Origin of the sequence: Bradyrhizobium sp. WSM471, from assembly GCF_000244915.1 — a bacterium.
Lineage (GTDB): Bacteria > Pseudomonadota > Alphaproteobacteria > Rhizobiales > Xanthobacteraceae > Bradyrhizobium.
Genome location: NZ_CM001442.1, coordinates 1,914,641 through 1,940,381 on the forward strand (window position 1 = coordinate 1,914,641; position 25,741 = coordinate 1,940,381).

Here is a 25,741-nt window from a genome sequence, read left to right on the forward strand (position 1 = left end):
CTTGCGCGCAATCGCTGCGAGATCAATCGAAATTCGTTGATTCATCCGAGATGGACGCAGGATTACAGCAGCAAACCGCAAAACATTGCATTAAGTAGGATCGCAATATCGGTATAGTTAACCATCAAGATTTGGCTGGCGTAGATACGCTATACAGCGTGCCGCTTCGCCCAGCAGGCGCACTTCATGTCAACGTTGCGCCGGCCGTTCATACTTCGAGACTTGAAATGCCGACGCCGCACTTGACGTGCGGGCGAGGCGCGGCGGCTATCTGCATGGCATCAACAGGAGGCGAGAATGCGCAACAGTTCTCAGAATGCCCTCCATGGTACAGTAAAGTGCTGTGGCGTCTGCGGCGGAAGGTTCGGGCTGATCCGCCACTACTCTTGGCGAACTGCCCTTTGCACCAAGAAATGTGTGGACCGCTTCGCGGCTCGCCGGGAGGCCGACCACGAATGGTTCGCCGGCCGCAACTGGCTCAATACCTCTTACAGAGTACCAAGCTGACTTTGAGGGAGAGCTTAGGAAGCTCCACACGCAGTTGTTTCATTTAGCGCCTCTCCTAGGAACAACGCAAGCCAAGCGATTGGAGCTAAATAAGTCGGGCCATGCGCCGCAGCATCTGAAGCGGAAAGAGGCGCAGGGCAGGGGCTCGGCTGGTCGCCATCTGCATCATGGTGGCACTCGGGACCATTGGCGAAGCGCACTCTGGCGGACCTGCCACTTAAGCCATTGGCTTTCAGGCCCCGTCGAAGATGGTTGCCACGATCGGCAGCGTAAAGCCGCTTTACGACGAGGCCGGCGAACAGTGCGCGGTCGACCACGCGTGGTGCGCGGTACTCGGCGTCTGCTTGCGCTGCTCGGCAGACTTGCTACTGCATCGAACAGGTCGACGCGGCCGCCACCGATGGTCCTCTGCAGCGCCGTCCGATGTTCGCACGTCGATGGTCTCGCCTGGCGAAGTGCGCAGATGACGGAGCCAAGCCCCATGAGCGCACGCACCAACAGCTTCTTGTCGGATGCGCAGCGCGAGGCAGTGATGGCGCTGCGCCACGCGATGCATCGGGAGTCGGGGCTCTCGGACACGTTCGGGACAACCCGCGGAGCCAAGGCAAACTCCAGCGCTTCGGGCTCAACGGGGTCAAGCCTTTCCTCAATGCCGGCCGCTATGTCGATACCCAAGGCAGGACCTCTGGCCCGAAGCGATCAATCTCGATGCGCAGCGACATCAATGCGCTGCCGACCCAGGAGGCTCGCGTAACACGGATGTCCTCGGAGTCAGTGGCCGAAGTAGCTATTGGCCGAAAACTCCTCGGGAAGAGTCCGATTCTGGCGAACCAAAGGCGCGCCAAAAATCACCAGGGCGTTGGGGGTCAATTTGCGTCGACCGATTCGGGCCATACGCTGGATTACAGCGCCAAGGTTTAAATCGGTTGCATTAAGCAGGATTGAAATATCGATACTCTTAACAATCAAGATCGGGCTTGCGAAGCACGTGATTGAGCGTGCCGCTTCGCCCAGCAGGCGCCACTCAACCGGTTGCGTCCGGATCTGTTCATGCAATGAGACTTGACAGGCCGACGCCTCACCTGGCGTGCGGGTGTGCTGCGCTGATAGAAGCACGAAGCCTGACCACGTAACATCAATAGGAGGTTCACATGCGTAACAGCTTCCGTAATGCCAGCGATGGTAGGGTAACGTGTTGCGGCGTATGCGGCGGAAGGTTCGGGTTGATCCGTCATTTTTCTTGACGGACTGCTCTTTGTTCCAAGAAATGCGAAGACCGCTTCGCGGCTCGCCGAGAGGCCGACCACAAATGGTTCGCTGGCTGCGCGTGGTCTAGTGCAACTCATCGGGTGTCAGAGAGACTTTGAAGGAGAGTACATGGAGCTCATGCGAATGAAGCTCAACGTGCATCATGCGCCCGGCGGGAGAGCGCAATGGGGAAAATGCCGCGATAATCTCCTGCTGATCTGTCGCCTATCGTATTCTATTCCCCGGCTCACCCCGTGCTGCTGCTCATCACGATGCGTAACCTGCATTCGTGGACTCGCCGAAGGCGAACCATCCGCGCTTCCTGCTTGTTGCGGCTCGTCAGGGACGGCAATTGTCTCCAGCGAAACATGCCTAAGCCGTCGAGAGAGCTAACCTGAAGGCACTAACGAGCCAACGCGATGCGATTCATCCTCGTAAATCATAATTCTCCGTGTGGGCATAGGACCTGCGCCGGATGTGGTCGGTTCTTAGGACCAGGTTATCTGCGAGATGTGAGGTCAAGGAGACATTGCTGCGATCACGATTGCTACCGACGCAGCCATTTTAGCGATGTCCTCTTCCCTTACCTTGCAGCAAGCGTCCCTTACCTTGCAGCAAGCGCCGATGACCCGATAGGTATCTTTCCTCTCGGCCTCCAGGCCTTGATCACCGTAGCGTCCTGCTGGTTTCAGATCGGGGCAGCCTCGATGTCGTGGCTCAACACAGCGACTCGTGCCGGCGAGCAGCCCAGGACTGACGGATAACCCGCGCGTCAAATCCGGCTGAGCCCTGCAAAGGATTGAGCTCCGGTGCCGGAAATCACGGTCGCCGGACGCCAGAGACATCCTTGTGTCTGAGGCGGACCGGATCGAGCATGACTTGCAATACTCAGATGAGTATGTGCGGCGGAGGGGAGGACGTGAACGGCTGGCTGAGCTGCTGTGGGCCGACGGCCCACAGGTCGTCTTTCGAAAGGTCCGACGAAGCGGATAGCGCTATTCGAGTCCACCTGCTGCGCCTAGCGCAGCCAAGGCTCGCTCTTGTTGCGATAGTGCGTTGGATGGGAGATTGCGCGCCTAGCTTGAGATGGCATGTCTCGCCAAACGCACTTAGACGCGCCTGTCTTCGGTCGCGTGCCTGCGATACACGCGGGCGTATCGCGAGCTTCGAATTGGCGCGAATCGGGATATCGATCATATGCCTATAAGATATATTTCGTCTCGATCTTTACGTGTGACGACCACCCAAGTTGTGCCCCGTAGCGAAGGCTGAACACTTGCTAAGTCGCTCGCAAATCGTTCGGCCGCACGAAACGCCTGCAGCTCGTTCTCGAATGCCAGCCCAAAGGGGTCGTCGACATTTTGCTGCCCAGCAAGACTGAAATAGAAGCGAAGCATTGGCTCGCCGACCTCGTTGATGGAAGAGGGACAACAGCTACTGGCAGAAAAGATGCGGTGCTCGCTCGTTCCCAGCATTTCGGATTTGCCTTCGCGGCTGATGTGGCCACGGTTGGCGCAGGTTCGTTGCTTGTTCGGCACTACAACAGAGCGTCACAGACCGTACACATGGCATACTTTGCAGAAGACTCTTGACCGTGACCGGAGCTGCGGTCGATCGAGTTGGAAGGATAAGTAATACATCGTAAGCAGCATTCCATCGCTGGTTGTCCCACTTACTTCAGCTTGAAAGGAGGAACCATGCCGCTGGTAGGAAAGAAATCAAATAGTCGGTACGTTTCGGACGGATCACGCGTTGCGATTGCAACGACGATGTCAAGGAGGCGCCTTGTACGTGGCGTACAGCTTAAACGCCCGGAGGCCCCTTCAGAGATCTGATAGAAGCCGGAGCGTCGGGCGCGCTGAGAGATTGCTCATTTCGCGCAAGCTCGACTGTTCGTCTCACTCGGCCCTACGCGTGAACTGACATGCCATCAGATTGAGCGGCGACAAGAGGTTATGAATGGCTGTTGAGTAGAGCTTTTCCTCAAGCCGCCCGCCAGGAAGATACGCAAGCAGTTTTCAACGTTGCTAAGACGTCGATCCGGGGCCATGCGGGCTTTTGGGCAACTCGGATCAGCGTGGGGCCGCGCAGGGTCAGTTGCTTATCGCCGGTGTTCATCATCCGGGTCGGCGCAATGAAATTCATCCAAAATCCGCGACAATTGCCGAATTCCGTCGCTAGCCCATTCCTTCATGCGTTAATCACGTTCGGTAGATCGTTATTATGAAGGGTGCAAGCGCAGCGTCTTCGTGAACTGACTATTCTGGTTCGAAGACGGATTGCGATGAAGCCACCTCACTTCGGGGCGCGTAAGGGCAAGCTATGACCAACCACCTTTATCGACTCCGGATGGGCACGTACGCCAATGCCTTGTGCCGGCGCAGCAAGCGGGAGAAGCAGCAAACGATCTGGCTGCAGTACAACCTGATGCTGCTCGGGTGCGAACTCGGGCGACCCGAGCAGCCGTCTGCTCCGGCCAGCCTGTGCCAGAGAAGCAGTGCGAAAAAATGATGCAACCGGCAGCTAGTCCGTGCGGAGTTCGGGAGGGTCTAAGACTGGGCGGGCTCGAAGGCGACCTACAGGCGCCGAGAGATCGTCGAGGTCGCTCCTGAGAAGCCGCATTTGGTTGCGGGGTGTTCTTGATCCACTTGAATCAAGGAGCGTCCAGTACGTACTATCCTCCTCACGAAAGATTGAGGGGAGATCTTGAAATGCTCGATGGCCCCACTGCCGCGCTGCTGCGCGCGGTCCTTGACGAAGTCTGCGAAGAAATTTCGCGGGACGAGACCGGCGTCCGCGCGCATGTTGCATCGAAACTTCTGGAGGCGGCCAGCGGAGGCGAGACAATGCCCGACCGCCTCAAACAGATCGGCCGAGACGCCCTTCGCGAGGCGCCGACTATGTGGCGCTAGCCGTCGGCAAAGTTGATGTCATCACTCACGTGAACTTCCAGGTCACAGTCCTCAAGATTCTGGCGAGCTATCCCGATGGGTTCGCGAGCATGGTGGATCTTAAACGCGACATGGCCATCTTAGCGACGAGCGGTCGGGATTGGGCCGAGCGCACGAAGAGATTGGCCGCCCGTGTGCCGAACCTCGATATTTTTTCCCAGAGGCTCATTGAGCGTGTGAACGGCGGATGGCGCATCACCGATGCGGGCCGTGTCACCCTCAAATTCATGGAGGTGCGGCCGAGTCCCGCGCAAGCGATGCCAGAGACGGAGCTAGCCGTTCCCGAGCAACTGACATCGATGGCGGCTCAACCCCCAGCTGTCGAGTCGGTTCGGCGGCGTCATGAACGTCAGCAGCAACGTCGCACCGCGAAGCGAGACTCGCTTTTAGCCGTGCTCCGTGCATCTTCGTCTGAAGTGGTCCTCCAGAAATTGGTAGTGCGTTCAGCCGCAAGTGGAAACCCGCAATGGGATGTGCATGCGCCGCGCGTCGGCAACGCGAGCTTATGCACGTTTGATCGAACACCTCCAATATGTCGACGTCATTTTGAGATCCTTCAAAAGGATGCTGTAGGACAGGGGTTAGGTGCCCGCCACCGCCGAGTTGCACTCAATATATGGCTGCACGGCTGCTGAGTTGGCGGCGGAGATGGGGGTGCCAACCTGACGTAATTTAAGCAGAGCCGGCCGGACGATTTTGTTCACCTTCAAACCAGACAGTTGTCCACGACTGCATCGATCGCGGTAGCGATGGGTCTTCGTGCTGGTGCATGCCGTAACAGCCGTGCCTGCCGAAGGCCCGATTGGGCCGCGGACAGTTGGCGTGAGGGCGCGCCCGCGAACCTCTGCGTGCTCGGGATTGATGCAAAGACGGATCCCGCGTTAGACGTTGAGAGTACCAGCGATCGTCTGTTGATCGCCTTGAGCACCGGCCGCCGTCCCAGCGAATACTATGGACCTAATCAGAAATCAGCCTGAGCGCGGGGACTTCTAACCTTCACCCCAGCTCTACGCAGTCTCCGGAATAACCCAATCAGACCTCGATGATCTCCTGTCGGCCGATTCTGACAGACAGAGGAGGCGCGGATTCCTCTTTTCAGAAGTCGTTACTGATGTCCACGCACTTCAAGAGGGGCGACGTCAACGCTAAGCTCTCGATTGGGCTTGGCGACGCGATGAGCCAAGAAAAATGGCCGTGCAAGGTCTTCGCACGGCCAAGTCAGGGAGGAAACGCCCAAAGCGGGCGACTGAAGGGAGTATTGAAGTGAGTAGATCGACCACTCACCGAGTACTCCAGAACTTGCGCGACGTGTCCGGCCGCGCAAGTTGCGTATCCGCATAGCCGATTCTTCGCGCTGCTTATCTCCATTTAGATGCTAATTTCGCATGTTTTATGCGCGAACGATGCTTCAATCGCGGCGGTTGCTCCGTGACGCAAAATCGTCGAACCGGAAATCGGAGCGCTGTCATTTTGATCGGGACAGAAAATCAATTTCTGCTGATATAACGTGCGCCTTTCGTGCACGAGTTCAGGATTTCGAAATCAATCTAAACTACGCAGCGGCTTGTTATCGACCGCGCGAGCCAAACAACTCGATTTTTCGCTAAACGTTGAAGCGCGTTCAGAGCGCCAATCGGACACCACCTGCAGGGTCAACCCATGAGCAAATGGACAAGAATGAGCGGCATTGCCTGCTGTGGTTCTCGGAGATCATCGATCCGCCGCGCACTCCGAATCGGACTGCGCGAGCAAATGGCGCTGCTCGGGCTTTCCGGTGTCGTTGTCACGGCTGCAATTGTATTGCCGCTTGGAACTATGCGAGCCTGATCCAGCGCCAGTCGAGCGCTAGCAATCAACTGAAAGCTCTTGTTGTATCGTTGTCACAAAGCTTCTTGGAATCCGGCCAAATCGCGAGCGACTTCCGCCGCAGGCCGACTGAAATGCTGATCAAGAGGCATGCCGATCATCACGAGCGTCAGATGGAAACCCTATCTCGCCTGCAAACATTGGTGTCCGCTTTGCCGGACGATAGCCCGCTGAAGCAGGCCGTCGCCCTGCAGCCGATTATCAATCTCTTTGCCACCCGCTTTCAGAACGTGGTCTCAGCTCAACGCAACCTCGGCTTCAATGAAGATGATGGATTTCAGGGCAAGTTGCGTAAGGCCGTGCACGCCGCGGAGCAACAGCTGGCAGAAGCGAACCAGCCGAGCCTCACGATCTTGATGCTGATGATGCGTCGGCACGAAAAGGACTTCATCCTGCGGGGCGAAGACAATGGGGAAAAACTGACCAACCTGGAGACGGAGTTTGAAACCGAGCTTGCTAAGGCGAGCCTGCCTGCAGAAGCGAAAGCTGACATTCTCAAACTTGCTCGCGCTTACAAAGACAATTTTGTGTCATTCATGGTAACGCAGCAAACGCTGACCGACCAGGTAAGCGATCTGGGACAAATCTGACCGCATTCGCCCGGTAATCGTGCGAATCATGACTGTTGCTGACGCCTATTCGCAGGCCGCGGAAATGCGGGCGGAAGAGATTCGGCAGAAGTTGGTCTGGTGGAAGGGCTAGCAACGCTGCTCGTAGGCGTACTCGCTTTCCTGTTCGGTCAACGCATTGCCAAAACAGTCGCTTTGATGGCGTCGGCGATGCGCCAACTCGGCCAAGGGCAGTTTGATGTGGTTCTGCCAGGTCTGGGTCGGAGGGACGAGCTTGGTGAGATGGCCGAAGCAGTAGAGAACTTTAAGCTGAGAGCTCGCGAGAAGGTACAGGCGCAACTCGACGCCAAGACCGAACGGGATCAGACTGTTGCCGATCAGCGTAAAGCCGAGATCGCTCGGTTCGCAGGCGAATTTGAAGCAGCCGTGGGGCAGGTGATCGATAACGTCTCGACCGCCTCCACACAACTTGAATCGTCGGCACGAAGCCTCACTGGTTCGGCTGATCAAAGCCGGGAGCTCTCGATTCAGGTCGCGTCTTCATCGAAAGAGGCGTCCGCCAATGTCCAACGTGTTGCGGCCTCGACAAGCGAAATGGCGACAACGATTGCTGATGCCGGCCGCCAGGTTGAGGCGACCGCCGATATGGCCCGCGATCCGGTTCGCAAAACCGAAGTTAGCGATCAGCGCATGGTTGATTTGGCCGCCGCAGCCGAGCGGATCGGCAGCGTGGTTCAGCTAATCGCGGCGATTGCGCGCCAGACCAACTTGCTCGCATTGAACGCGACGATCGAAGCCGCGCGCGCCGGCGATCGCGGTAGAGGTTTTGCGGTTGTCGCCCAGGAAGTGAAATCTCTCGCGACGCAGACGGCGCAAGCGACCGTTGAGATCCGAGAGCAAATCGACGGCATTCAGACCGCGACCACCGAAGCGGTCGGCGCAATTACCGAGACAGGCGTTATAATCGCTCGTATTTCGGAGATCGCCAAGGGGGTCGTCGCCTCGATCGCGAAACAGAAGACGACGAGCGAGAAAGTGGCGTTCATTTGCAGAAAGCTGCTGCCGGAACTACTCGGGTGGCGGAAAGCGCCAGTGATGTCACCCATCGCGCTAAAGAAACCGGGGGGCTTCGATGCAGGTGCTGAGGTACACCGAATTGCTGTCCGAGGAAAGCTCTCGGCTGAAGCACGAGCTAGATAATTTCCTCGGGAGAGTGCAAGCAGCCTAGCTGCGATATCAACTCGCGCGCTCGCGTAGTTCAATTATTGATTGTCCTTCGCAGCTGGATTCGGTGTTTCCTGCGAGGCGCGCGAGGGGCACTGCTTTGAGGCTTACCGAACCGGCGTAGGTGCAATCGATCAGCCGCCTACGCTCAACTCTGATACCGACGCAAGAAATGTCGGAGCGAGGTCTTCGGAAAGATGGACGTCCGCTTAGTCGTCACCAACGAGGCTGGCGCTATCGGCTCCTGGCGGGGGTATTTTCGTTAAGTAGGACGTCGCTCTCAAAGCGGTTGGAGTTGTCGTCCTTCGAGCGCACTGATCCAAACGGGCGCTCTAGCATGCGACGAACTCGCACAGGGTCATGACCGATGTGAAACGATGCCGCCTCCCTCTCCAGCGCGCGCTGCGATACCGTCGCACGGTTACGCTGACGCAGGTAGTCGAACCAAGTCGGACAGTGATAGCGCTCCGTCCACGATTCCGGGTCGGCAATGTCGCGCGCGATTGATCATCCATAGGCGCCGTTGCGCTGACGGAAGAGCTGGACTGCCAGCATCGCGTTATGGAGGACGATCAAAGGGCCGCTCCGGCCGGTCAACGCCGGTTGCACGTCAGGATCCTCGAGCAGCTCGGCTTCTTGACCCCGGGCGCCGATGCACGGCATGGGTGACCGGAGGCCTATCAGAGGCGAGAGCAGCAATAGGGCGCCTAACATCAGAAGCGCAGTGTCGACACCAGCGGCGTCAGTCAGCCTGCCCCCACCCCAACTACCGATCGCAATCCCGCCTGATCCCGCCGCCTGATAAGCCGCGAGCGAGCGCCCGGCAACCCAGCGGGGCGCTGACAGCTGTATGCCGACGTTGAACAGCACCCATGCCATCATCCATACGGCCCCCCGCCAGCACCAGTGCGGTCGCTATCAAGATCAGATCGCGGCTCAGAGCCACTGTGAGAAGGCTTCCACCCATCGATAGCGCGCAGGCGCGAATGGATGGCTCGGCATTCAAACGCTTGCGCATCTCGGGTATATAAAGTGCGCCGATTACTGCTCCGAGACCAAAGGCGCTCAGCAGGAGCCCATAGGTCTGCGCGCCGCCATGCAGGAGATCTCGCGCGACTATCGGCATCAGGCCGATGATCGCGCTGCCAATTACACCGGTCACTATCGAACGGATCAAGACGATTTTAACGGACGGGGAATTCGTGACGTATCGAATGCCGGAGACAATGGCGCGGCTGAACTGTTCACGCGGCAGTCGGGAGGGTGGGACCACGCGCTTCCATAGCAGCAATGCGAGCATCAGGGGAAGATAAAGCAGCGCGTTTAATGCGAATGCAGCGACTGCGCCAGCGGTCGCAACGACGATGCCGCCGAGGGCTGGGCCGACGCAGTGCGCGATATTGTAGCTGATGCTGTTCAGCGCGGCGCGGCCGGCAATGCGTCGGGCGGCACTTGCTCACCTATCGAAGATTGCCACGTCGGATCCATTAGCGCCAAGCCGCTCCCAACGACGAAGCAAAACGCGAGCAGCAGGAGCGGTGTGACCAAATCGTGCCATGCAAGCACCGTCAGCGCACTTATACCGATGAGTGTGATTCCGAGCGAGATCAGCGACACGATTCGGCGGTCATGCATATCCGCTACCGCTCCTGCTGGCATTGCAATCAGCATGATCGGAAGCGTCAGTGCAGTCTGAACGAGCGCGACCATGTCGGCCGACGAGGTCATTTGGGTCATAGCCCACGCAGCCCCGACGCTCCGAATCAGAGCCCCCACGTTCGAGAGGAGGCCCGCCAGCCAGATGCGACGAAAGGTGATATGCCGGAGCGGCGCTGTGATGCCGTCGGCGACCAACGTCTGGGGTTTGCGTGCCTCGTTCATATCAGCCCTTGCCGTACCTGCCTGAACCGAGAAGTCCGAACGCCAAGAGGCGCAATGACGCGCAGCTTCCGGCCAAGGATCAGGTAATGCTTGTCCTTGGGTTGTAGACGTCATTCTTAATAGAGGCGCTCGCACTCTAGTGGGATATCATCAGCCACGGCTATAAGCCCGTGATTTAGCTCGTAATTTACATTGTTCTCACATTGGCCAGCTTCGAGCGCAGATGGATTAGCAGCGCCACCTGCATCCATCGTTCTAGAGTGCCGGCTCTCGGCAATTGCTAGGTTACTGCATCAGCAGTGCAGAAATCTCTCGCAATAAAGCGATGAAGCGAAGAAAAATCGCGCGCACTCCGCTTGGTTGCCATCATCGCGCTTTCAGAGGTGGCTTGGACGCGCGCGGTGATCGCCGAGACGCAAACGCCCCCTAAGCTGCAGCATCCAAGCCGCTCGGATCTTCATCGTCATAACTGACGAACAGCCGCGTAAGACCATTCGAACAGTTTCATCCGAACGGATTCAGCGCACGCCCACAACCTAAAAATAATGGCAGCGAGCAAGGCTCGGCTAAGGTAGTCCAGGCAGACGCGGGCTCGCGTTGTATGCAAGCTCTGCAAAAAAATCAATACCAACTCCGAGAAACCATGTCGATCTGTGGTGCTTGCGGAACCCTAAGTCGAAACGACATGTCCCGTTTAGCCCCTCATCAGCGTGAGTGGCGCATGATAAGTTCATAGCTTCGGTAAATCGCCGATGTCTTCTTGTATGGTTCTTTCGTGCACTGAAATCCGTAATCGAGATGGATGGTAGTAACCGATCTTGACTAACCGCGACAAAGTTGGGGAGGCATGGTGTGTCGGTGGCGATTGCCGGTATGGATCACCGCAACCTTGTTCCGAACTGCCCGGGTAGCTCGTGTTCGCCTCACATCGGCGTGAGAGGAGGGGGTGCCATCATGCAACTAACCCTAGCATCGCGGGATCGAGAGAAGGAGTTCGGACGACTGAACGAGTGGCCCGCAGGAGGAGAGGCGTTTACGGGATCATCAGTGCGGGCGAACTTTGATCGAGATCGTGAGTTGAAGGCTTGAATAGTATAACGCGACAACAAATGATCCGTGCGCCGTCGATCTAAGAAAGCAAGTTTTCCAATTGCGATGGAATATAGTTCGTCTTCGACTCGCGCGATCAATCGTTCTTTGAGACTATTGATTAACTGATCGTGCTGCAAGAACGGAGCGCTGCTGATCTGAAATGACTTGTTCGAGCAACGCATTATCGCTGGACGACGCACGTCCGAGCGTTCGAGCGAGGGGGCGCCCTTGTTGTTTAATTCAATCGTTCCGTCCCGGTGTTGAAATTGCAGGTCGCGAGGCTATTGCGCAGCCGCGCTCCTTCGATCGTCGGGTGATGGTCTTTGCCAGGAGCAGAGCTAATGGTTATCGCCTCTCAATGGTGTGAAGCAAGGTGTCATCTGGCGTTCAACATGACAGCATATCTGCTCTGGGCGATTACCGCGGCAGCTTTCCGGGCTGACGCAGCGGCTGAACTACGTAGTGAGAAGGAGAATGTGACATGGTAACCACACGTGAAGTGTCTGTCGATGATGCTACAACGGTGACCCGGATGGTTACTGCGCTGCTCGCCGAACTTGGGGCGGGCCACACGCAGGCAACACTAGATGAGCAGCTGGTCGCCGACCTCCTTGCGATGAAGGAGCACGTCTCAGGCTTTCTCGCTTTTTCACAGGAATGCCCAGTCGGCATCATCATGTTATCAGAGGGCGCCGCCCTTTTTGCGCGAGGAAGTTACGGCATAATTACCGAGCTCTATGTCGTTCCGGATCAACGGTCGTCGGGGATTGCGATGCGCCTCATTGAGGCCGCAGCGGCCCTGGGGACGAAGAAAGGCTGGGGCCAGCTTGAGGTGGGAGCGCCTAATCAGCAGGTGTGGAGCCGTAGCCCCAAGTCGGCACTGTACCTCAAGGCCGGTTTTGCAGAGATCGGGCCCCGGCTCAAACTGCCATTGCATGACGTGGCCAGCCGGCGAGCGCAACTGTGTCCTCCAGGGCCATCGCGGTTGAGCCCTCGTCAACGACGTTCACCCCGACGCCGTATTGCGGATTCATCCGCTGCAAGATTTGCCTGAGCGACGATTCGCGGCCAACCACTTGGCCCACAATGAGCTTGCTCGGTCGATATATCGGAGGGCGCGCAGCAGCGCACTCCGATCCGCTCGCCATAATTAAGCAGTCCTCTTGTCCAAGGTCCAAAGGCAAAAGCCAGCGACGTCGGAGGGAGCCATCGGAATGCTTGCGGTTCAATCCGCTTCACGCGAGAAACAGAGGCCGACGCTGTGTGGTCGATCCCCCTCCGAGCGCATGCTTGCAAGCTGCCACCCCACTAGCGGCGCTAGCCTCGCCTATGCAGGTGTCCGCAGCGCGAGCGGCCACAGATTGAGCTCCGAACCAGGACCTTGAGGAGTCGACTGGGAGTCTGGGAAAGCGGCGCCGGGGTCACTTGGCCAAAGCTGGCCCGGCGGGTAAGGCCCAGCCATCGACCCGACTTGGTCAAGGCACTCGCTTAGGGCGAGGCGGTAAAAGCGGGCCAACGGGCAACGATCGGCGCTCGCGCGGCAGTCAGAGGCACCAACGTCCATGCGCTCATCATCAGCTCATCAGCTCAACCGTTATGGCGTTCTCTTGCTGAGGGCAGGCAGCGGCTGCGAGGGGTGCCGCGCCGCGTAGGTTTTGGCCGACCTGCCGGCTCATCTGCGCCGCCTGATGCCCGACGCGCCCGCTCGTCTGTGCCGCCTGATGGTCGGCCTACTGCCTACGACGGCGACCCGCTGCGCCCCGGTCGGTTCGCCATGGTTTAACAACAATCATCCCCAGCCAACGCAAGCGCGGGAGTTTCATTCACAAACGCCGTCACCGGGGATGGCTTGGCGTACCGATGTCAAGTCCTGTCGTCTCGAAGACTTCGGCCGCATCGCCACTGCTGCGGGAAAGTGGCCGGCAGCCACGCTTCAACCGTCATTACCGTCGTCACTCTTTGGATTAGGCGAGAAATGGCCGTTCCGCTCGCCCAATAGCAAGTCCGGGGTGCAACCGACATTACTCTCGTGATATCCGGGCGAGCTTTGACGTTCAGCGCGGCGAAAATGGATCATCCAATTGCGAGCGAATGCCGAGAGGGCGATTGCCTCATAAACGTCGTTCAAGCGTGAGAGTTTCCGAGCGCCCTGACATTTCTCTCGTGAGCAGGCCACTCTAAGCATAATAGCCTGCCGTCATGGCGAGCCGGGAGCGATCATCTCTGCGATGAAGAGTTAACAACGCGATAGGTGCCAGAGCTTCAGGAAAGGCCGGCCTAAGACCCTCCGAGTACGTCATCGAGAATGGCTTTGAGGCGCGCTGCCCCTTTTGCCAACTCGCCATCCAAGTCCGCTTTTATGGCTACAGCGTAATCGTTGTTGATGTCCACAGGGGGCCCGTGTCGTTATGATCGAGCGTTCCTGGCGGCAGAAGCTGGTAAGCCCTTATTCCGAGACTGTGCGTATCGTTCGCCCAGGCCGCGATGCGTGCCTCGTCATATGGCGGCGCTTCCACCGTTGGCAATGGATTGGCATCGAGCGCGTCCGCGTAGCTCCCCCACGAATAGGCCTGAAGGTCTATAAGAGAGTCGTCCCACATGCTGTGGAAGGTTGACGCCCTCGTGTATCCCGTGCCGTCGGAGCGCTTGGCCAGCAAGACGACATGCAGTTTGTTGCCGCCGGTTGCGTTCGCTTGCATGCAACGGCTGCTCCAGATCCCGGCAAGATGAACCACGAGCTTGAGCGCGCGCAACCTGTCGTCTTGGGAGCTCGATTTTCCTTCAGGACCGCGATGGCTGCCGGAAGGCCCTGCACGATGCAGGAGCCCTGATTGTTCATGTCCTTGCAATCGCTGCGTCGTAGGTCGAACGTTCCGTGTCAATATCGACAAAATGCGATCGATAGGTGTTCTTTCCTTCCGGCGTGAATTTGTACTCATCGGCCCAGTTCGAAATGGCGGCCAGAGAGGTGTCCCCGATTAGCTCCTTGAGCTTGGCTTGTGCGGCCGGACTCAAGTGTAGCTGCGCCAGTTCCGCAATAACGGAATGACCTAGTTGCCCCCACGCCAGGGCGGAAGAGGTGCTGGACACGAAAGCTGCGGTGCAGATCGGGAGTATGAGTTTGAGCAACGTCACGAGCTTCCCCAATATTGATCAAGTGGAATCTTTGCTGCCCGACCCAAGTCATCGAATTAGGGCACGCTGACTGGTGGCATGGGCGCGGTCGGGCGTGGCACGAAACCATTTTGGTGCTGGCCACGTGCCGCCAACATGATCACAAAAACGGTGAGTACGATCAGGAGTCCGCGCATGTCAGGAGATTACTCGAAGAGCTGTATTGCAATTATGAAACGGCTCACAGCAGGTGTGTTGGAACGAAGAATTGTGCAAGCGTTGCAGCGTCCAATAGATGAACGCCCTTGGGTTGTAAAGTACAGGAACTGATATCGGTTTGCTCTTGCGGCAAGCCGGCGAAGCTGGGCCCCATCATGCAGAAAAAATGCGTTCTATCCACATATCGGCAGCAACAATGCAGCGAATTTGAATCATAAGTATCAAACCGCTCGAATAATGCGAGGCAAGCCGCTGCTCTCGCTTTATGGCGCGATCGAGGGCGTTCATGCGCAATCACGACCTTGTCTCAGGGAGCCTCCTGGCTCTGACGGCCGCGGGCATCGCACTGCTCTGCTCCAGTCTGCTCGCATTTGTATTCATTTAAATTCCTCGATCAAGTCCGCTCATGCTTGTGTTGCTCTGAAGCCGCGCGCACAAGCCGGACCTGCTCTTAACTAAGTCCATGCCGATAGCTTAGGTCAGGCCGTGCCAAGTCGGATAAGTCCACCTACGGAGTAGGAGGGGACACATCCAGGCAACCTATACTCGCTGAGCCGAGACTCAGCCGGTTATTGGCGTTACTCGATCAATCCGGGAGACAAGATCAAATCGGAAAAGATGCAAGCGCGCCTGGGACTACTCGCCGTCCGGACAGCCGTTGCCGGATGCCCTGGTCGAGAGTCCGGACGGATCTGCTATTGCTTTTTCAGATCTCTCAGTTTTCGCATGTAGTGGCCGTCCTTCTGGACTGCCAACCTGATCTCATGACTGACACTGACAACCCGAGTCTTCTTTTTTCGCCATTTACCGATCGCTCCGATGACAGGTAGTCGAGCCCCCCGAGGCACGACCAGCAATTCACGTTTGTCGTTTACGTACACGTCGAACATGTTGCTATTTGGCTGAACCGAAAGGAGCGTGTTCATTTGACCATCCATACCGGCAACGACCACGTGCCGCAGCAATCGAGTGTGGCCTTCAGTCGCAGCATGCCAAAAAGAAAAAGTCCGACTTTCGTCGGACTTTGGCACTATTTCGGATCATGGTCGGCATACACGATCAATCGCCATCGAATCGATCCTTGCGCCTGCGTGTGCGCATGATGCCCTTGTGGCGGCAACACATGCTTAGATGCAATGCCGATTTCGCGATGACACCCCATGCATCGGTAAATTCCGGCAAAGGGAGCCGTCGCTCCTGGACCGTGATCCTGATCAAAAGCCTCGCTGCTAGATTTTTCCAGATAGTTCACGTTCTTGTACGTAGCCATTCCAATTCTTCCAATCGACTAATTATGTTGCCAGATGGCCTTCGCTTTCGAGGCGCGAGTGCCGGGGAAATGAACCGCACCTGGGCAAGCAACGTCCAGAGTTTCGACGCAACTCAACTGTGCCGTCTCGTACAGCTGCCCACCAACAACGTACGACCCCTCCATCGCGCGGCAAAGTTAGTCATACGACTGCGCTCGGATTATGCGTTTTTGCCCGCGCTGCGCAGCATTCCTGCGCCGTTTCGCCTGTGGCGCGATAAAGGATCGAGCCTCGAACAGTCAGGCACAGGAGCGCTGGAGGCGTCATCCTATCGACCTCTCTCATGCGCACGCCCAGCCGCAGGAGCAAGCAGGGACAAATGTGCTTGGAAACGTACGCCCGTCTCAGCGATGCTTACTTCACACAACGCAGAACCTCTTATTGGACAGCCGCTATGTGCAACTCCATCAAAAGCCCGGTGGGAGGAAGGCCACCCATGGGGACAACGTCGCTGAAAACGATGCAGTCGGGAACGCGGCTCGCGGCAGCTCTTGACCATCGATTGGTATCCCGTCAACGAGAAAGGCCAAAGCAGATCGAGATGGGGAGCATGGGGCGTTGGATTTGACTGATCAAGCCGATGGATCGGAGTTGCTCTCTGCATTGCAGAAATCGCCGAAACGCTTTGCCGAAACGAGAAAAGGCGGTGGTACGCTCCTCGCTGACGCCTGAATGAACGAATATGACACAGTTCGCGCCAATCAACTGGGCCCCGTGCGCTACCGACCTACCATGGTTGCCATCCGTGGCGCACGATACCGTCATGGCCCGCGCCACGTCCTTCACTTCAGGTATGTGAAGTTCGGAAGGGTCAATAGCCCTGCCGAGCCGCACAATTACTTCCTCTAATATCAGCCTGATCACGGCGTAGGATCCGCCCAAGGCCTTGAAACTACCCAGACCGAGTCGATGGCCCTCATCCTTTAGGTTAATCGAACTCACCCCGATCTCACGGGCGAGACCTGGCAACGAATGAGCGGCGTTGCCTTGTGACCATCTCGGTGCTCAAGAAAGCGCTCGACTTCGTGCGCAGCTTCTAGGCTGAGCGTCCTGGCATCGGAGGCAGCCAGAGGAGCGCCGTGATCGGTGTGCTGGTTGAGAAGCAACATGGTTAGACTTTCTTGCGTCGCAAGTGTTTCAAATAGAACACGTCATTCGTGCCGATGAAAAGCGGTACGCGAACACAGAATTGCTGTCCAAAGGCGGAATCTCCTTGTCCTAGGGGGGCTGTCGGGCCGCTTCTCCGGAAGGGACCAAAGTCGGAGTATTTCAAAGCGACATTTGCGAGCCGACAACCATCGAAGAGCGGAGCGGTAAACGGCGTGCGACTGCTCGCCAAGGCTGTATCGGCTAACGGCCCGGATACGGTCATGCGGCTTGTTGTGGCGGCCACATTGGCGATTCACTGCGAAGGAATGGCTACGAGGACAAACTTCATAAAAAAATTCCGCGCCGAAGCTGATGTCCGAACGCTTACGAAACCCCGTCGGCGTGCGCTGCTGTACGCGGCAGTGCCCATGTGTTCGCATTGACGATTTTGGGCTGCACGAGCAACCCTCATCCCGAGGTCTGAAAGGTGGAGCCTAAGCGCATAGTATTGATCCGCCCCATCGAACTTTTGTATTCTGTGCGGCCATTCCTCATGTATGCAAAATCATCGATCTCTCCCGGACAGTCTCGCTTGCCTGGGATGAGAAACAGCACTCAAGCATTTTTGATGATTGTCGCTCACCAGACCGAAGACCCCGCTTTGTCGCCGTCGAAATCATTCGACCTCTCTCGATCGGGGAAGCGTACGAGCTCGGCGGCAGGTTGGGGCCAGGCGATGGAATATCCTTGCACCTCGGTTTGGTCGCCAGCCATCCTCAGCTGCTCAGCCGTCTCGCCCGCTCGATTAGCTGCATGCGGAGGCCTGCAAGGAGGTGCAGGGATTCCTTTGCGACGCCAGACCGGCGGCTGTGAAGCAGTTGTTGCTCCGTTTCTGCCGCCAAAGCGTCGGGCAGCGTGAAGTTCTTGCGATGTTTAATCATCAGCGCCGCTCTGGGCGGAATTGAACGAAACCACAGGCTCACCTGCGGAAATCCTGCAGCGTGAGGCTGTTGAACGGACGATCATAGCGCGCGAATCGCGCTACTGCCTTCACGGCCATGATCGTCTCCGCCCGGGCGCGTGGCAAATCTCGGACCCGGCCGCAAGACCGGGCGTCCAAGGTTCCCCTTGAGTCGTCAAGGCTGGTTATGATGCGCGAGCAACGTATCCCATTCCGGATTTCATATAACGGCCGGAGCTTCATCTGCTCTCGTACCGTGACTGGCATCAGGAAGCTGCGTCAGACGGTTACTGTCCCTGGTTTTGGCGTCGAGCTCGATTTGGCCATTTATAGTCAGCAGAACGCTCATCCTATATCGAGCATGGAGAGCGCAGCCATGCTTATCGCCACCCAGATGGTCGCGCACGCAAGCCATGCTCGCGTTGTGCGGCGCCGCGGCGCCCCAGGCTCATAGTTGTATGTCGTTTGCTCGGGAAGTCCGACGATACAGGCTCCGTCCAAGCAAGGGGTTAGCGCACCAATTGAATCTTCCACACCGTGCGGCCAAAAACGCGCTGGTCCGCGGGCGGCTTGAAGTGCTACGGGTTCGCCTCGACGTATTCGGCCCACAATTTCTGCATCATGCGCTGCTCTTCGTCTCGTCGATAACACGCCGGAGACCCCGGAACTGCGCTGCACGAAAGCCGTAGGCATGCCGCCATCAAGCTAGTACCGAATGCGCTTAAGCAAAAACTGACTTGGCAGTTCGCAGAGGATTCTTAAATTAGATTCGGAGGCAATGATCATTGGAAAAGTCTTCATAACCAGCAGCGGCTACGATCCGCAGCTTGGGAAGCATGTGAAGGGTTCTTATCTCGGGCCGAAAGCGAGCCTTGGAGCTTGTCGGCCGGATGTGAGGCGCCAAGTCAAAGAGGGCGACCATATTTTCGTGATTTCCGGTAAGCTCCCAAACGTACGTCAATTCGTGATGGGGGCTTTGAGGTCGCCGAGAAAATCGATCCGCAGCAAGCCTACGAAAGATTTCCTGATCAGCGCCTGAAGCTGCGAGAGGACGGGCAGCTGACGGGAAACGTCATTGTGGATTCGAATGGCGAGCAGCATGAACTCGACAGCCACCATCCGGCAACATTTGCCAAGCGTGTTCGCAACTACGTCGTAGGTACGAATTGCATCTCCTTGGCTCGACCCGAAGAGCTTGCGGTCGGTCGCGAACAGACCCTTGATGCCTTGCGGGAGATTCTCAAAAAGAACGGCGGATCGCCCCCTTGTCGAGCGCGCGTGCTCGAGCTCTGGTGGCCACCTGAGTGGACCAGCCCGATTGCGAAGAACGATTGGCAATCCGTTGATAGCAGCACTGGAGCACTTGGCAACAACTGCGGCGCGCTCCCCGCAGAAGCATGCCACTGGTTCGCTGCCCGAAACACTATGAGTCAGTGCCGATCGCCCCTGCTCTTGCCCGCTGCAATTCGCTATTGAACTTGGCTGCTTATTGTTGACGGGCACGCTGGTGATGCGGATAGTGCTTTATGTTGCCAGACCGCTTTCGCATTGTGCACGCGTTGCGGAAATATGAACCTATACCGAGCGCCGCGTTGCAGACGGGCTGAAATTACTTGTCGATGGTGCCTCATACAGTTGTCGAGCACCGACAATGTGCGGCTGCCTCCATCGGCACTCTCAGTGCTAGACGTTTGATGGCGCTTGCATTGAGCGTTTTTGCGCTTGGCGTGCAGGTTTTACGCGCCATCTCGCGTTTGGCGCGGGATTGAGTCAAAAGGCTCATTATTGGAGCCTCACATCGCTGCGTTAAGCTTCTTGATTCGTAAAGCTAGGAAACAATCCGTTTTGGGTCTAGGATCGCCGTACCGGGGCTGGCCAGCATTTATTCACGATAGCAATTCGAATCCGGAGGGCCGCCGGCGATATCGTCGGCGGCTTTTTTGAAGGACGGATTGGGGGTGGGCTGCCCTTATAGGAGATCGGCGTCTACGCTATGGTCTCAGCCTGGCTTGTAATGAACTGGCTCGGCTAGCGAGGCGGTGTTGCGTGAGAGTTGTATCAATGGATGATTGGAAGAGCGAACTCAATGCGCTCGTCGCGGAAACGATGGCGTTCGCCCGATCGGTAAAGGTGGAGATCAAGCGGCCTCAACCGAGCGAACTCCTCGAGCACAGCGACCTCAGCGCACCCAATGATGGCGGCAGCGAACGCGATGAGATCCGAAAACGAGTCGAGAGTTTCAAAGCGCATCAAGAGCGTTTCCTGCGCGAGCGCAGGGAATATGCCGATTCGCTTCTGCGCCAAATCAAGGCGAACAGGAAATCCTAGACAAGCTCGAGCTCGTTGAAACCTTCATGCGCCTAAGTCGTGCAGCTCAAGCAATAGGCGCTCGGCGGCACATTCGAGGGCCGGTTATCTTCCGCCGCTTCGTCGGGAAAAGGTCCACGACTCTCTTGAAGACACACGGCAGGCGAGTGTTTGCCATTGATCGGGCCAAAGCGTAAATTCGATTCTCTATTCTTCAACGAGGCTTATTGGAGGCAAGAAATCCATGCGTCACCTTCTGTACATCGTCATGCTAGCAATTTCTGTCCTCGTCGGACTGGGATCCCCTTCCTCCGCCGCCCCGAGCCATCGATCCGGATATATACCCGCCGCTCCACAGGACCTTTATTGCCTGCAGGGACGTAGTTGGGGATATCCGGGCAATTGCCAGTTCTCCAGCTATAGCCAGTGTATGGCCACTGCATCCGGCACATACGCCTATTGCGGTATCAATCCGATGCATGCTTTCGCACGACATGGATCGCAGTCGCGCTGAAAAAATTCTGGTGCCCATCAGGAGAGGTGTAGCTGCTCACTGTAAGTCGTACTCGATTTCCTTCGTAGAGCACGCTATCCAGGAGCACCAGCGCTGGCTAGCTACCGGCTCTGCACGTTACCCAAATCGTCTGGCGCAAGCTCTTATCTCATCTACCACGTCCATCCGGTACACTGAAACCTGAGGGGCAAACGCCAGGAAGGCGCCGCCCGGGGGCACTCGGGAAAGGGGCTCGCCTTCGGCGCCACTATCACTGCCCCTTTCCCAGGTCCCGCCATCTGGAGCTTCGCGGAGAACTCTGGCCTCACACCGAATCCGCCTTGGTGGCCCAAATCGATTAGCTCCCGATCCACAAATGGTAACTTTAGTCTGTCGCCGCTGCGACTGGCCCGACCGGCGCGAGGAGCCGATGTGCTCCTCATGATGACGGTGCATCACATGAGGGCATGCGGCCCTCGCATTCAAGCAACCGTTGATGATCCAAAGCGCCTCCCTTCTAACGTCGGCCCCTCCCGCGGGCTGACACCGCGCCGGTGTCCAGTTCGGCTTTCAGGCGAGCTCTCTCCAGCCGCTTCCTGAGCGCTGCAAGTCGACTAGACAGTCTCGTCAATTCCTCAATGCCAATCTCACCGAAAACGAACTGATCCAGTTCCTCCTGTTGTGCAGCGATGTTCGCGAGACGCTTACGGGCGTTGTCCGTTAGCGACAGCTGGACGACCCGACCATCCCTGATACCGGGCTTGCGCCGCACAAATCCGACTTTCTCCAGCGCCTTCGAATGTAGCGTGATGAAGGATGGGTCGACTTTCATCAGTTTTGCGACCACGCCAGCCGGAGCACCGCCATCCTTGTCTAAGTCCGTCACCGCCATCAAGATCGCCAATTGTGTTCCACTAATGCCGAGTGCCTCGGCTCGGACGTGAAGAAAATCTTCCAGACAGACGTTGAGGGATCTGATCTCCAACGTTAATCGCCGCACCAGCTCCTGACACTCAGCAGAGCCATTTCCTTCTGGTGTTGCTTGCTTAGCCAAATGCGGTGCCGCCGAATGTTAGGACCCTACTCAAAGCTCGTTCGCGCTGACAGGTTCAAAGACAGGGACAATTTGTTGGTCCTCACGCGCTTACTTCCGTCGACTATTGGAGAATGCCGAGAAATGGCCTAAAGTATGTGACTCCCAGCGAGACCCCCGGCCTACATGTCGGCGGCTACTGCTTGCCAAGCTATTGGCTATTGGCTTCACCAAAGATAGTAGGGTCGCCGAGATGCACGTTCAAAAAGACCTCGCTTCGTAGTGTCGCGCACCGGCGTGAAACTACATCACTTACGCTCCGGCCCAGGCTGCCCCCAATGCGGAAAGACCGTTCTCGGATCCGGGCAAAGGGCTCGAATGTCATTCTAAAGTGGGGCAGCTCTGCGCTTAACAGAATCGCAACTTTGCACAATCGATGCGGTGGAATTCATCAAAAACGATCGCCCGAACGCCGAATTCAAGCGCCTCGCAGCGTTGCATCTCGTGTGTTGCGGCCCACGAGCGCTTGTTGCCGCCCGACGAGGTAGAGGATTTCGTTCGTCGGCTGTCCGACTATCCAGCCCTTAATCGTCGAGGAACAGGGTGCGAAGACCGCATCCAACGCCTGCCGTACCTCGGGCTGACTATCGGCGGGAACACGATCGGTTAGGGTCATGTGGAAGCGGAAGCGATCGAAAACGTACGGGTAGCCCCATCGGACGAGGCACATGCAGATCCCGCCTTCGGCGCCGCGTCATTCTTCCTTGCCGTCGAGACTTGACACCCGCCGGCTAAACCCGGCGCGACAACTCACCATAAGATGTCTGGAAGGCACGGCCGCGGAAGGACAGATCTATTCGCCGAATCCGTGAGAACTTGGTTCACCGGGAGCGAACCTCGCTCAGACCCAGTTGCTATGAGGAGCATAGATAAATCTCTCCTCACTTACGCCTTAGCCGTCCGGCGACCCAACGAAAGCAACCCGTTGGGCTTCTGTTGCGACGTCGTCAAATCAGTGTTGTCAGGCGAATTATGCGATCGCTTGAATGGCGTTGGAGAAGATGCTGGCCGGCCGGCTCAGGCCGTAATGATCGCGCAGCGTTGTGCCCGTGTAATCGTGACGGAACAGGCCGCGCTTGCGCAGAATGGGCACGACCTGCTCGGCGAAGATGTCGAAGCCGCCGGGCAGCCAGGGCGGCATGACGTTGAAACCATCGGCTGCGCCGTTCTCGAACCAGGTCTGAATGTTGTCGGCGATCTTCTCCGGCGGTCCGGCAATCACCCAATGGCCGCGGGCGCCGGCCAGGCGCTGCACGAGCTGACGAATCGTCGGCTTCTCGCGATCAACGATGTCGATCACCAACTTGAAACGGCTGGCGACGCCGCGGGCGCCCTCGGTATCGATCAGATGACGAGGAAAGGGGCCATCGAGGTCAAACCCGGAGAGGTCGAGACCGATCATCTGGCGCAGCTGGGTCAGCGAATACTCGGGCTGGATCAACTCGTTGAACTCGTCCTGCAGCCGATCGGCTTCGATTTGCGTGCTGGCGATGAAAGGACTGATGCCGGGCAGGATCTTGATTTGATCGGGGCCGCGGTCGAAGGCGCGCGCCTGACGCTTGATGTCGGCATAGAATTCCTGGGCGCTCGCCAGTGTCTGATGCGCGGTGAAGATCGCCTCGGCGAAACGCGCCGCAAAGGCACGTCCGTCGACGGAAGAGCCGGCCTGGACATAGACCGGTCGCCCCTGCGGCGTCCTTGAGATGTTGAGCGGCCCACGCACGCGGAAATGCTTTCCGATGTGATTGATCGCGTGGATCTTGCCGGTGTCGGCGAAAACACCCGAGATGGAGTCGTTGACGAGCGCGTCGTCTTCCCAGCTGTCCCAAAGCCGCGTGATGACGTCCAGATACTCCCGCGCCCGCTCGTAGCGTTCGTGATGTGGAGGGTGCTCGGGCAAGCCGAAGTTCTGCGCTGCCTGCGGCGAGCTTGTTGTCACGATGTTCCAGCCGGCCCGACCGCTACTGATGTGATCCAGCGAGGCGAACAGCCGCGCCAGGTTGTAGGGCTCGGTATAGGTCGTCGATGCCGTGGCAATCAGGCCGATCCGCTGGGTGGCGGAGGCGATCGCGGTGAGCAGCGTGATCGGCTCGAGCCGAAACCGCTGCGCATAGCGGACATTGTCCGCCAGCGCCGGACCATCGGCGAAGAAGACCGCGTCGAACTTGTGCGCTTCAGCGCGCTGCGCCAGCTCCTGATAGTAGGTGACGTCGAGGATGCGATTGGCTGCCGAACTCCGGTGACGCCAGGCCGCCTCGTGATGGCCGTCTGGATAGATGAAGAAGTTGAGGGAAAGCTGCCGTCGTTCGCTCATTTGTGAGATCCGCGTGCATTGGAAGCTGTAGCAGGCGAGACTCTACGTCTGCTGTCACGCTGATGTCGACGAAATGAATTTGCGTTGTTGAATTGGATGGAAGCATGAAGCTTGCGAGCAGAGCGCCAACCAAAGAGGAGGGCAGTCGTCACGACGAGAAATGGCGGCGGCTGTAACGATTTTATCGCGTCTCTGGACAAGAAGTGCGTTGCGTCGCGTCAAATTGCGTTCCTCTTGCAGCCGGGCGGGCAGCTATCACTACGAATCTTTCAGTGTCAGCATCGACGGCGAAGCGTTCGTTGCCTATCGCCGAAAACAAAGCTGGTTTCGTTTCATTGACTGACGATCGATCGCTCGTACCATTCAAGGCCTCAACGCGAGGTCGTTTCATCATGCGCCAATCCGATCCCAGTGACCGATGTCCCGGCTCGCGCCGTCTGCCGGAGCACGTTGCGGCCGAGTAGGGCCCCTAGCCTGAAAACGATTTCATCTATCTCCGCCGTCGTTTCCGCGACCGGCGCATGGCGGAGCTTTGTCCAGGGGATCGCAGTGACGAGAGCACGACCATGAGCAACACGACAACCATCGATAACGTCATTCCGCGCGCCGACATCGTCAAGCGTGCGGCCAGGCTTGGCGCCGAGATCAGGAACATCAAACTGTCGGGCGACCTTTCGGACGAGACCATCCGTGCCATCAATCAGGTGCTGCTCGAACATAAGGTCATCTTCTTCCGTGACCAGGGACATCTCGACGATGCGGAACAGGAGCGCTTTGCCATCAGGCTCGGCAAGCTGGTGCCCCATCCGACGGTCGGCGCGCTCAAGGGCACGTCGTCGATCCTGGAGCTGGACTCGGGCCGGGGCGGTGGCCGCGCCGACCAATGGCATACGGATGTCACGTTCGTCGACGCCTATCCGAAAATCTCGGTGCTGCGCGGCGTGGTGGTTCCACCCTACGGCGGCGATACCGTCTGGTCGAACACGGCGGCCGCCTATCTCGACCTGCCGGCGCCGCTGCGCAAGCTCGCCGACGAACTGTGGGCCGTCCACAGCAACGCCTATGACTATGCCGTGAAGACGCGGGCAACCGAGGCGGACAAGAAGCACTTCGACGAGGTGTTCACCGGAACGATCTACGAAACCGAGCATCCGGTGGTGCGCGTCCATCCCGAGACCGGCGAGCGCACGCTCGTGCTCGGAGATTTCGTGCAGCGCTTCGTCGGCCTACCGAAATACGACGGCCAGAAGCTGTTCGACCTGTTCCAGTCGCATATTACGGCGCCGGAAAACACGGTTCGCTGGAGCTGGGCGGCCGGCGACGTTGCGATCTGGGACAATCGCGCCACGCAACATTACGCGGTCAACGACTATGGCGACCAGCACCGCGTTGTGCGCCGCGCCACCATCGATGGCGATGTACCGCTTAGCGTCGACGGTCGCCGCAGCGTGACGCGCGTCAGGACATCCAATCCCCAGACCGCTAAAGCCGCTTGATCCAGAT

20 protein-coding genes and 2 pseudogenes are annotated in these 25,741 nt (G+C 57.8%); 9 read left to right on the forward strand and 13 right to left on the reverse strand.

All coding sequences use genetic code 11. The annotated features are described in order from the left end of the window. Window positions 1-1,278 precede the first annotated feature (1,278 nt). The 3 genes from BRA471DRAFT_RS38135 to BRA471DRAFT_RS38140 form a co-directional block, all read right to left on the reverse strand. On the reverse strand, window positions 1,279-1,563 hold the full coding sequence (locus tag BRA471DRAFT_RS38135; RefSeq protein ID WP_157234022.1) for a hypothetical protein: 285 nt from the start codon (window positions 1,561-1,563) through the stop codon (window positions 1,279-1,281). A gap of 1,385 nt (window positions 1,564-2,948) precedes the next feature. After that, a complete protein-coding gene (locus BRA471DRAFT_RS08375; RefSeq protein ID WP_157234023.1) occupies window positions 2,949-3,293 on the reverse strand; it encodes a hypothetical protein in 345 nt (114 codons plus the stop codon). A 445-nt stretch (window positions 3,294-3,738) separates the two neighbouring features. Further along, window positions 3,739-3,900, reverse strand: coding sequence for a hypothetical protein (locus BRA471DRAFT_RS38140; protein ID WP_007606203.1), 162 nt, complete (start codon window positions 3,898-3,900; stop codon window positions 3,739-3,741). Between the two features lie 177 nt (window positions 3,901-4,077). Between BRA471DRAFT_RS38140 and BRA471DRAFT_RS08380 the strand changes: the two genes are divergently transcribed. The 5 genes from BRA471DRAFT_RS08380 (at window position 4,078) to BRA471DRAFT_RS40070 (ending at window position 8,341) form a co-directional block, all read left to right on the forward strand. Continuing rightward, window positions 4,078-4,266, forward strand: a complete 189-nt coding sequence (locus tag BRA471DRAFT_RS08380) for a hypothetical protein (RefSeq protein ID WP_007606206.1) — start codon at window positions 4,078-4,080, stop codon at window positions 4,264-4,266. Window positions 4,267-4,466: 200 nt separating this feature from the next. Beyond that, a complete protein-coding gene (locus BRA471DRAFT_RS08385) occupies window positions 4,467-4,667 on the forward strand; it encodes a hypothetical protein (RefSeq protein ID WP_007606207.1) in 201 nt (66 codons plus the stop codon). Beyond that, window positions 4,658-5,341 (forward strand): hypothetical protein, encoded by a 684-nt coding sequence (locus BRA471DRAFT_RS40260; RefSeq protein WP_007606209.1) that lies wholly within the window; start codon window positions 4,658-4,660, stop codon window positions 5,339-5,341. Before BRA471DRAFT_RS08385 ends, BRA471DRAFT_RS40260 begins: the two co-directional genes overlap by 10 nt. A 1,032-nt stretch (window positions 5,342-6,373) precedes the next feature. After that, window positions 6,374-7,162 carry a hypothetical protein gene (locus tag BRA471DRAFT_RS08395; protein WP_157234024.1) on the forward strand — a complete coding sequence of 263 codons (789 nt, stop codon included), beginning with the start codon at window positions 6,374-6,376 and terminating at the stop codon, window positions 7,160-7,162. 99 nt (window positions 7,163-7,261) lie between these two features. Then, window positions 7,262-8,341: a methyl-accepting chemotaxis protein gene (locus tag BRA471DRAFT_RS40070; protein ID WP_050992580.1), complete on the forward strand. Its 1,080-nt coding sequence runs from the start codon at window positions 7,262-7,264 to the stop codon at window positions 8,339-8,341. 258 nt (window positions 8,342-8,599) lie between these two features. Here BRA471DRAFT_RS40070 and BRA471DRAFT_RS08405 read toward each other — a convergent pair. After that, window positions 8,600-10,246: pseudogene (locus BRA471DRAFT_RS08405) on the reverse strand (MFS transporter). A 1,573-nt stretch (window positions 10,247-11,819) separates the two neighbouring features. Between BRA471DRAFT_RS08405 and BRA471DRAFT_RS08410 the strand changes: the two are divergent. Then, window positions 11,820-12,392 carry a GNAT family N-acetyltransferase gene (locus tag BRA471DRAFT_RS08410; protein ID WP_007606211.1) on the forward strand — a complete coding sequence of 191 codons (573 nt, stop codon included), beginning with the start codon at window positions 11,820-11,822 and terminating at the stop codon, window positions 12,390-12,392. A gap of 1,309 nt (window positions 12,393-13,701) precedes the next feature. Here the strand turns inward: BRA471DRAFT_RS08410 and BRA471DRAFT_RS08415 are convergent. The 6 genes and pseudogenes from BRA471DRAFT_RS08415 to BRA471DRAFT_RS38755 form a co-directional block, all read right to left on the reverse strand. Next, entirely contained in the window at window positions 13,702-14,091 is a 390-nt protein-coding gene (locus tag BRA471DRAFT_RS08415; RefSeq protein ID WP_035973708.1) for a hypothetical protein, read from the reverse strand. An 82-nt stretch (window positions 14,092-14,173) separates the two neighbouring features. After that, the gene (locus BRA471DRAFT_RS08420) at window positions 14,174-14,473 is read right to left on the reverse strand and encodes a S1/P1 nuclease (protein WP_157234025.1); all 300 of its coding nucleotides are present in this window, start codon (window positions 14,471-14,473) and stop codon (window positions 14,174-14,176) included. A 1,228-nt stretch (window positions 14,474-15,701) separates the two neighbouring features. After that, window positions 15,702-15,941, reverse strand: a complete 240-nt coding sequence (locus BRA471DRAFT_RS37395) for a protein L (protein WP_088930952.1) — start codon at window positions 15,939-15,941, stop codon at window positions 15,702-15,704. Between the two features lie 667 nt (window positions 15,942-16,608). Then, a pseudogene (locus BRA471DRAFT_RS08430) lies at window positions 16,609-17,090 on the reverse strand (pyridoxal-phosphate dependent enzyme); the annotation flags it as partial. Between the two features lie 756 nt (window positions 17,091-17,846). Then, the gene (locus BRA471DRAFT_RS38145) at window positions 17,847-18,053 is read right to left on the reverse strand and encodes a hypothetical protein (RefSeq protein ID WP_157234026.1); all 207 of its coding nucleotides are present in this window, start codon (window positions 18,051-18,053) and stop codon (window positions 17,847-17,849) included. 935 nt (window positions 18,054-18,988) lie between these two features. After that, a complete protein-coding gene (locus BRA471DRAFT_RS38755; RefSeq protein ID WP_198287873.1) occupies window positions 18,989-19,534 on the reverse strand; it encodes a hypothetical protein in 546 nt (181 codons plus the stop codon). Window positions 19,535-20,092: 558 nt separating this feature from the next. On the opposite strand from BRA471DRAFT_RS38755, the gene BRA471DRAFT_RS08445 reads away from it, so the two are divergent. Together BRA471DRAFT_RS08445 and BRA471DRAFT_RS36585 are read left to right on the forward strand one after the other, a co-directional pair. Further along, complete coding sequence (locus BRA471DRAFT_RS08445) at window positions 20,093-20,359, forward strand: hypothetical protein (RefSeq protein WP_007606222.1); 267 nt, start codon at window positions 20,093-20,095, stop codon at window positions 20,357-20,359. A gap of 223 nt (window positions 20,360-20,582) precedes the next feature. Then, window positions 20,583-20,852 carry a DUF3551 domain-containing protein gene (locus tag BRA471DRAFT_RS36585; RefSeq protein WP_007606223.1) on the forward strand — a complete coding sequence of 90 codons (270 nt, stop codon included), beginning with the start codon at window positions 20,583-20,585 and terminating at the stop codon, window positions 20,850-20,852. Window positions 20,853-21,348: 496 nt separating this feature from the next. Here BRA471DRAFT_RS36585 and BRA471DRAFT_RS08450 read toward each other — a convergent pair whose 3' ends face one another. The 3 genes from BRA471DRAFT_RS08450 to BRA471DRAFT_RS08460 all read right to left on the reverse strand — a co-directional run bounded on the left by BRA471DRAFT_RS08450 (window position 21,349) and on the right by BRA471DRAFT_RS08460 (window position 24,238). Next, a complete protein-coding gene (locus tag BRA471DRAFT_RS08450; protein ID WP_007606224.1) occupies window positions 21,349-21,885 on the reverse strand; it encodes a MarR family winged helix-turn-helix transcriptional regulator in 537 nt (178 codons plus the stop codon). Between the two features lie 457 nt (window positions 21,886-22,342). Continuing rightward, on the reverse strand, window positions 22,343-22,594 hold the full coding sequence (locus BRA471DRAFT_RS40265) for a DUF1045 domain-containing protein (RefSeq protein WP_035973715.1): 252 nt from the start codon (window positions 22,592-22,594) through the stop codon (window positions 22,343-22,345). Window positions 22,595-22,894: 300 nt separating this feature from the next. Beyond that, window positions 22,895-24,238 carry an LLM class flavin-dependent oxidoreductase gene (locus BRA471DRAFT_RS08460; RefSeq protein WP_007606225.1) on the reverse strand — a complete coding sequence of 448 codons (1,344 nt, stop codon included), beginning with the start codon at window positions 24,236-24,238 and terminating at the stop codon, window positions 22,895-22,897. A gap of 566 nt (window positions 24,239-24,804) precedes the next feature. Between BRA471DRAFT_RS08460 and BRA471DRAFT_RS08465 the strand changes: the two genes are divergently transcribed. Next, entirely contained in the window at window positions 24,805-25,734 is a 930-nt protein-coding gene (locus BRA471DRAFT_RS08465) for a TauD/TfdA family dioxygenase (RefSeq protein WP_007606230.1), read from the forward strand. The last annotated feature ends 7 nt before the right edge of the window (window positions 25,735-25,741 follow it).

What these genes read in the sequence shown, in the direction of transcription:
- BRA471DRAFT_RS38140 (WP_007606203.1), bottom strand. Translation starts at nt 3,900, where the DNA reads ATGAATTTCATTGCGCCGACCCGGATGATGAACACCGGCGATAAGCAA.
- BRA471DRAFT_RS08380 (WP_007606206.1), top strand. Translation starts at nt 4,078, where the DNA reads ATGACCAACCACCTTTATCGACTCCGGATGGGCACGTACGCCAATGCC.
- BRA471DRAFT_RS08385 (WP_007606207.1), top strand. Translation starts at nt 4,467, where the DNA reads ATGCTCGATGGCCCCACTGCCGCGCTGCTGCGCGCGGTCCTTGACGAA.
- BRA471DRAFT_RS08395 (WP_157234024.1), top strand. Translation starts at nt 6,374, where the DNA reads ATGGACAAGAATGAGCGGCATTGCCTGCTGTGGTTCTCGGAGATCATC.
- BRA471DRAFT_RS08410 (WP_007606211.1), top strand. Translation starts at nt 11,820, where the DNA reads ATGGTAACCACACGTGAAGTGTCTGTCGATGATGCTACAACGGTGACC.
- BRA471DRAFT_RS37395 (WP_088930952.1), bottom strand. Translation starts at nt 15,941, where the DNA reads ATGGCTACGTACAAGAACGTGAACTATCTGGAAAAATCTAGCAGCGAG.
- BRA471DRAFT_RS08445 (WP_007606222.1), top strand. Translation starts at nt 20,093, where the DNA reads ATGGATGATTGGAAGAGCGAACTCAATGCGCTCGTCGCGGAAACGATG.
- BRA471DRAFT_RS36585 (WP_007606223.1), top strand. Translation starts at nt 20,583, where the DNA reads ATGCGTCACCTTCTGTACATCGTCATGCTAGCAATTTCTGTCCTCGTC.
- BRA471DRAFT_RS40265 (WP_035973715.1), bottom strand. Translation starts at nt 22,594, where the DNA reads ATGTGCCTCGTCCGATGGGGCTACCCGTACGTTTTCGATCGCTTCCGC.
- BRA471DRAFT_RS08460 (WP_007606225.1), bottom strand. Translation starts at nt 24,238, where the DNA reads ATGAGCGAACGACGGCAGCTTTCCCTCAACTTCTTCATCTATCCAGAC.
- BRA471DRAFT_RS08465 (WP_007606230.1), top strand. Translation starts at nt 24,805, where the DNA reads ATGAGCAACACGACAACCATCGATAACGTCATTCCGCGCGCCGACATC.